This window comes from Nonomuraea sp. B1E8 (assembly GCF_039871515.1).
In the GTDB taxonomy this organism is placed as follows: Bacteria; Actinomycetota; Actinomycetes; order Streptosporangiales; family Streptosporangiaceae; genus Nonomuraea.
Genome location: NZ_JBDPLS010000039.1, coordinates 1 through 6202 on the forward strand (window position 1 = coordinate 1; position 6202 = coordinate 6202).

A 6202-nucleotide genomic window follows, 5' to 3' on the forward strand; every position below is an offset into this window, starting at 1 on the left:
TCGCACCACCACGACGGGACTTGGGGAGAGCCCGTTGCTCAGTAATGGGCACGGCGGGTTCGGGAAGCGGCCCAAGGAAACGGACCGATCGAAAGACCGGCACCGCGCCTTGGGCCGACTTCACAAGTGGCGCGATCGTAGAGTTCGTCCGCCAGGTCTTCTTGTGTGTAGTCGTCTGTGGCGAAGAGTTCTCGATCACCGCTCGCAGGAACGCCCGGATGACGTCCTCGATCGACCCGAATGTCCTTTGCGGAGATACGCGCCCGGCTCGGGTGGCCGGAGGGGATCTCACCCTCCGGCTGCCACAGATTCGCGGTGGGCGGACCGACTTGCCCGAAGGTCTGAGGGCCTCGAACTGGTCAACCATGAGGGGACGTGGTCGTCAGCTCCCGGCACCGCAGTTCCACCAGCACATCTCCAGCCCGGCCGTCGGCCTTGTGCGCCGCGTCCCGCCTGTGCGAGGAAGTGGCGCAAGAAGCTTCGCGAGCGAGGGCGCGGTATCCGGGTCGGTACTGGACGGGATTGTGGCGCGCAGCCTCGTGGTGTACGCGGCGGCTGACCGCGCACACGGGCCACGTGCGGGTCAGGTCACCTTGAGGGCGGCGCGGATGTGGGCACGTTCACCCTGTCTGCCGATAAGGCAGAGGTATTCGACCGGTTGGGTGGTGGCGGCGCCGAACCAGTGTGGTGTGCGGGTGTCGAACTCGGCGACTTCCCCGGGGGACAGTGTCAGGTCGTGCTCGCCGAGAGTGAGGCGCAGCTGTCCATTGAGGACGTATACCCATTCGTACCCCTCGTGGCTTTGGGGGTCGGATTCGGTTGGGCGCTTCCTGCCGGGGATGACGAACTTGTACGCCTGGATGCCACCGGGGCGTCGGGTGAGTGGCAGTACGGTCATGCCGTTCTTACAGGTGATAGGCCGCAGGTGAACACGGGGATCACCGGTGGGCGGAGCGCCGACGAGCTCGTCGAGCGGGACGCCGTGCGCCTGGGCCAGCGGTAGCAGTTGTTCCAGTGTCGGCCTGCGGTTTCCTGATTCAAGGCGGGACAGGGTGCTGATCGAGATGCCTGTCCGTGCCGACAGCTCGGCGAGTGTCGTTTCGCGCTCCTGGCGCAGGGCGCGCAGCCGGGGGCCGACTGCGTCGAGCGCCCGGTCGGTGTTGTCGTCCATTGGTCAAGTTTGCCACATTGGCAAACATATTTGCATGCCTGTGATCGACGTTGCACGGTTGTTGTGGGTTGGTCGTTTCCTGGGTTTGACAGATCGGCAACTTGCTTTGGGCACGCGGAGCGGAGCCGCACATCATGCTCGCGACACTCTGACAGGGAAGAAGACGGAGAATGCTGGACGTACAGGTAGTCGAGACATCGTCGCTGGGTGACCGCAGTTATCTCGCGCACGACGGCGAATCCGCCGCGGTGATCGACCCGCAACGAGACATCGACCGGATCCTCGACCTGGCAGGCAGGCTGGGTGTGCGGATCACATGGGTGCTGGAAACCCATGTGCACAACGATTACGTGTCTGGCGGGCTGCACCTCGCCCGGCTGACCGGGGCGCGCTACGGGGTCGCGGCGGCCGACGACATGTCCTTCGACCGCGTGCCGCTGAGGGACGGGGACGTGCTGAAGTTGTCGGCGGAGACCCGGATCCGGGTGGTCGGGACGCCGGGCCACACCTTTCATCACTTGTCTTACATTCTGGATGGCGCGCAGGGGCCAGTAGGGGTGTTCACCGGAGGGTCACTGCTGTTCGGTACCACGGGCCGGACCGACCTGCTCGGCAGGCAACACTCCGCGGAACTGGCTCGTCGGCAGCGCAGTTCGGCGCATCGTTTGGCGCGTGCGCTTCCCGCTGGCGCGAGCGTGTGGCCGACCCATGGGTTCGGCAGCTTCTGTTCGGCCGCCCAAACCGGCGGTGACGCATCGACCATCGGCCGGGAACGACAGGTCAACCCCGCGTTGCTGCTGGCCGAAACCGAGTTCGTGCATCAGACTCTCGCCGGTCTGGACGACTATCCCGCCTATTACGCCCATATGGGGATCCGCAACATGGCGGGGCCCGAACCGATCGATCTCACCCCGATCGACGTAGCCGGCCCGGCCGAGTTACGGCGCCGAATCAACGGCGGCGAGTGGGTGGTGGACCTCCGTTCCCGCAAGGCATACGCACATTCACACCTGGCCGGTACGGTCTCCTTAGGACTCGACGGACCGATGGCGACGTGGCTGGGCTGGCTCATCGACTGGGGAACACCGATCACTCTGCTTGGCGGTACCTCTGGCGAGCTTTCCCAGGCACAACGCGAACTTGCCCGCATCGGTGTGGACCGGCCGGCGGCAGCGGCAACCGGGGACCCCAGCAGGTGGGCAGGTCACCAGCACGACCACCGGGTGACCAATCTGGTGACCGCTTCGTTCGTGGACCTCGCTGCGGAACTCCGCGGCACTGTCGACGGACTCCCCATGGCCGCGATAGTGCTGGACGTCCGCCAGAGAAGCGAATGGCAGGCCTCCCATATACGCGGGGCGGTACACATTCCCCTGCCCGAACTCCGGCGGCGTCTGGACGAGTTGCCCACCGGACCGGTTTGGGTGCACTGCCGTAGCGGGTATCGAGCCGCCGCCGCGGCCTCATTGCTCGCCCGCGCACACAGAACCGTGGTCCTAATCGACGACGCCTTCGACCACGCGGGCGCAGCCGGGATCCCGATGGTGGCGTGACCAGTGCTGGTGACCGCCGCACTGGCTGGGCTGCTCATCGGGCTTGCACTGGGCCTGCTCGGTGCGGGCGGTTCCATTCTCGCGGTGCCTGCCCTCGTCTATGTTGCCGCGCAACCACTTTCCGCGGCTGTTCCCACCTCCTTGCTGGTAGTCGGGGCATCGGCGGCGGCAGCGGTGGTGCCTCGGTTACGGGCTGGCATCGTGCACTGGCCTGTCGTCCTGATCTTCGGCGCCGCGGGCATTCCCGCCACCATCGCGGGTGCGACGTTAGGACAGTTGATGCCACCCCGCCTCCGGCTGTTGGGCTTCGCCGTCGTGATGACGGTCGTTGCGCTCACGATGTCCGGGGAGCCCGCCGCTGCCGGCCCGGCGGTGTGCCAGGCCAAGAACGGGCCAGTGAGCTGGAAACCCTGCCTCCCGCTGGCCCTCTCAGCCGGCGCGCTCGTCGGAGGGCTGACCGGGTTGTTCGGTGTGGGCGGTGGCTTCCTCATCGGCCCCGCGTTGACGCTGCTGCTCGGCATCAACGCGAGTGCCGCGGTCGCCACCTCTCAGGTGATCATTACGGTCAACTCCGTAGCCGGACTGATCGCTCACACCAACGTCGCGCTCGACTGGGCCATTGTCGGAAACTTCGCTGGCGCCGCCGTTCTCGCCGCGTTGGGAGCCGGAGCTTTGGCCACCCGGCTGCCGGTGCGCACTGTCCGCCGGGCATTCGTCTACGCGGTGTTGGTCCTTGCCGTCGCCACCGCCGTGACAGCCGTTGTCGCCCCCGCCACCGTGCTGGCTCATTGACCTGCCCACCATCGGTTTGCTGATTTGGCAAATATGTTTGCCAATTTGGCGAACGTGGGAAATCCTGCATGTACGGCCGACAACACGCCGACAAGCAACACGAGCGTCGAAGGAGGAAGTCATGCCTGGCGAGCAAGGGAATGCGTCCACGGAACACGTTTCCGGAGACAGCACACTGGCCGAACACGAGACATGGCGGCGAAGGCGGTGGGAAGAGGTTTCCGGACCGCGGGGACTGGCGGCGACCACCGTACTGGCGAAGATCACGGAATCGGGACAGACCATACCGGGCGTACCTGGCCACTGGAACCCACCCACCGCAGGAAGTGTGCGGTTCACCGCGACACCCGAGGACGGAGTGTCGGTCGCCGGCGAACCTGTGGACGGCACCGTGGAACTCGCCTCGCGGACCAGCATCGAATTCCAGGATGGGCGTTTCGGCATCGTCGGTGTCTACGACGGGATGGGGGCGTTGACCGTCTGGGACCCACACGCCCCGGCGCTGACCCGGCTGAAGGAGATCGCGACCTACCCATTCGATCCGGCCTGGATCATCGGCGGCGAGTACGTCCCGGCACCCGCGGACCGGGTGGCCGACGTGACACGATTGACCAGCCCGCCGAGCAAGGACACCATACCGGCGCCTGGTGACGTCATCGTCGAACTGAACGGCGAACGGCACAGGCTGGTCGCGGTCGAGTACGCCGCCGGCGAACTGCTTCTGGTGGTGTTCGCCGACTCCACCAGTGGCAGCGCGACACCCAGCATCGGCCGCTGGCTGATCCTGCCGAAGCCCGAGGGCTCAACCGTCCGTCTGGATTTCAACCGGGCGATTGTCCCCAACCACGTTTTTTCCGACTTGTTTCCCTGTCCGCTACCGCCTGCGGGCAACCACCTTCCGCTGCGTGTGGAGGCGGGCGAACGGGGCCCGGTCCACGCCGGCGAATGACCCGAGCCCGGCAAGGGCACGCCGCACAACCACTTTCAACGAAGGAGAACCTGGCATCATGACGGAGACGTTGCGCGAGACAGTCGTGCGGTATCTACGGCGTTTCGAACAGGGTGACTACGCCGGCATGCGGGCGATGTTCACCGACAAGGCCACCGTGTGGAACGGCCAAGGGGAACAGGCGATCGACGACACCATCGAAATGCTCCGTGCGGGCGCCGCCAACATGCAGTCACTACGGTACGACATCGTCCGGCAGTTCGAGCAGGACAACGAGGTGCTTCAGCAGCACGTACTTCGTATCGTGCTGAACGACGGCAACCGGATCGACATGCCCGTAGCGATGTACTTCCGATTCGAGAACGGTCTCATCGACCGCATCGAGGAGTACGCCAACTTCACACCGCCGGAAAAATAGCCACTACTGACGACGATGCTCCGCGTCATGGCTCACCAGGACGCGGAGCCGATGGCGAACGACCCTGCCGTTCACAACTTCAGAGTGCGTTCCGTGAGTTGACGTTCCTTTTCGCCGTTGGGTTGGGTTAGGTCGGCTGGTGGGCAACTCGTCGTTCGGTCTATGGGCGCGGCTGGGTGAATAATCCCGGCTCGGTCTCGACGAGGATGCCGCGACCGGCCAGGCGTTTGAGCTTGGCGCGGACGTTCTGGATGTCGTTCTGCGTCAGCGGCAGGTCCATCGCCAAGGCCAGGTCGCGAGCGCGCAGGGAGCCGCCGGCCTCGCCGAAGACGGTGAGAATCTGCTGGTAGGCCGGGTGGCCGGGGATCGTGGGAGGCGCGACCGGCTCGGCCGGGACGAGATCCTCCGCAGCAAGACAGATGAGGGTCTTGCGGGTGATCCGTAGGTGTTCGATCCCCTCGCTGAGTTCGCCCAGACGAGCGGTAAGAGTGTCGATCTCCACCTGGGTCTGCTCGATCTGGCAGGTCAGGGAGCGCTCGCGGGCGTCGATCTTATCCAGGAGCCAGGTTCCGGGGTCGGATTGCCAGGTGTCGGGCCTGGTCATGTCCACCGCCCTGACGAGGCAGGGTCGCGGGTCAGGCGGCGGGACATCACGTCGGTCATCGCCCAATACACCCGTGATTCGGAACTGGCCGGCAGGTGCTCATAGTCGCGGACCAGACGCCGGTGGAACATCAAGATGCCGTAGGTCTGCTCGATGACCCATCTTTTGGGCTGGGGGACGAACCCCTTGTCGGCGGGGTTGCGTTCGACGATCTCCACATCGATCCCCAGGCCGGCACCGTGCGCGACGACCGCATTCTTGAAACCCTGGTCGACCAGAGCCTTGGTCACGGTCCCCTCGGTGCCGGCGGCGACCCGGTCCAGCAGGGCGATCCCGGCGGTGTTCTCGTGGGCCGAGGCGGCCAGCATGATCACGGCGATGACCAGCCCCAGCACGTCCACGACCAGCCCTCGTTTTCTCCCCGACACCTTCTTGGCAGCGTCTTTTCCGGTCGTGGAGGCGGGAACTCCGGCCGCGACGTGGATGCTCTGGGTGTCCAGCACGACCAGGCCGGGGTCGGCTAATCGTTTCTTCTTCTCGCGCAGATGCCAGCGCAGCAGGTCGTGGATCGTCTTGTCGGTGCCGTCATCGCGCCGCTTGTGAAGTCGGCCCAAGGCGCGGTGCCGGTCTTTCGATCGGTCCGTTTCCTTGGGCCGCTTCCCGAACCCGCCGTGCCCATTACTGAGCAACGGGCTCTCCCCAAGTCCCGTCGTGG

7 protein-coding genes are annotated in these 6202 nt (G+C 65.6%); 4 read left to right on the plus strand and 3 right to left on the minus strand.

The features are described 5' to 3' along the window. Nucleotides 1–583: 583 nt before the first annotated feature. Entirely contained in the window at nucleotides 584–1171 is a 588-nt protein-coding gene (locus tag ABGA98_RS45545) for an XRE family transcriptional regulator (protein WP_347624728.1), read from the minus strand. Nucleotides 1172–1341: 170 nt separating this feature from the next. Here ABGA98_RS45545 and ABGA98_RS45550 point away from each other — a divergent pair, with 170 nt between their 5' ends. The 4 genes from ABGA98_RS45550 (at nucleotide 1342) to ABGA98_RS45565 (ending at nucleotide 4883) form a co-directional block, all read left to right on the plus strand. Further along, nucleotides 1342–2724, plus strand: coding sequence for an MBL fold metallo-hydrolase (locus ABGA98_RS45550; RefSeq protein WP_347624729.1), 1383 nt, complete (start codon nucleotides 1342–1344; stop codon nucleotides 2722–2724). A gap of 3 nt (nucleotides 2725–2727) precedes the next feature. Further along, a complete protein-coding gene (locus ABGA98_RS45555; protein WP_347624730.1) occupies nucleotides 2728–3516 on the plus strand; it encodes a sulfite exporter TauE/SafE family protein in 789 nt (262 codons plus the stop codon). A 121-nt stretch (nucleotides 3517–3637) separates the two neighbouring features. Further along, complete coding sequence (locus ABGA98_RS45560) at nucleotides 3638–4465, plus strand: DUF1684 domain-containing protein (protein ID WP_347624731.1); 828 nt, start codon at nucleotides 3638–3640, stop codon at nucleotides 4463–4465. Nucleotides 4466–4523: 58 nt separating this feature from the next. Continuing rightward, a complete protein-coding gene (locus ABGA98_RS45565) occupies nucleotides 4524–4883 on the plus strand; it encodes a nuclear transport factor 2 family protein (RefSeq protein WP_033381706.1) in 360 nt (119 codons plus the stop codon). 160 nt (nucleotides 4884–5043) lie between these two features. Here ABGA98_RS45565 and ABGA98_RS45570 read toward each other — a convergent pair whose 3' ends face one another. Both ABGA98_RS45570 and ABGA98_RS45575 read right to left on the minus strand, forming a co-directional pair. Next, nucleotides 5044–5487 (minus strand): hypothetical protein, encoded by a 444-nt coding sequence (locus ABGA98_RS45570; RefSeq protein ID WP_347624732.1) that lies wholly within the window; start codon nucleotides 5485–5487, stop codon nucleotides 5044–5046. Beyond that, nucleotides 5484–6202, minus strand: a 719-nt coding sequence (locus ABGA98_RS45575) for a transposase (protein WP_347624733.1), incomplete at its 5' end; no start/stop codon positions are given. The genes ABGA98_RS45570 and ABGA98_RS45575, both read right to left, overlap by 4 nt.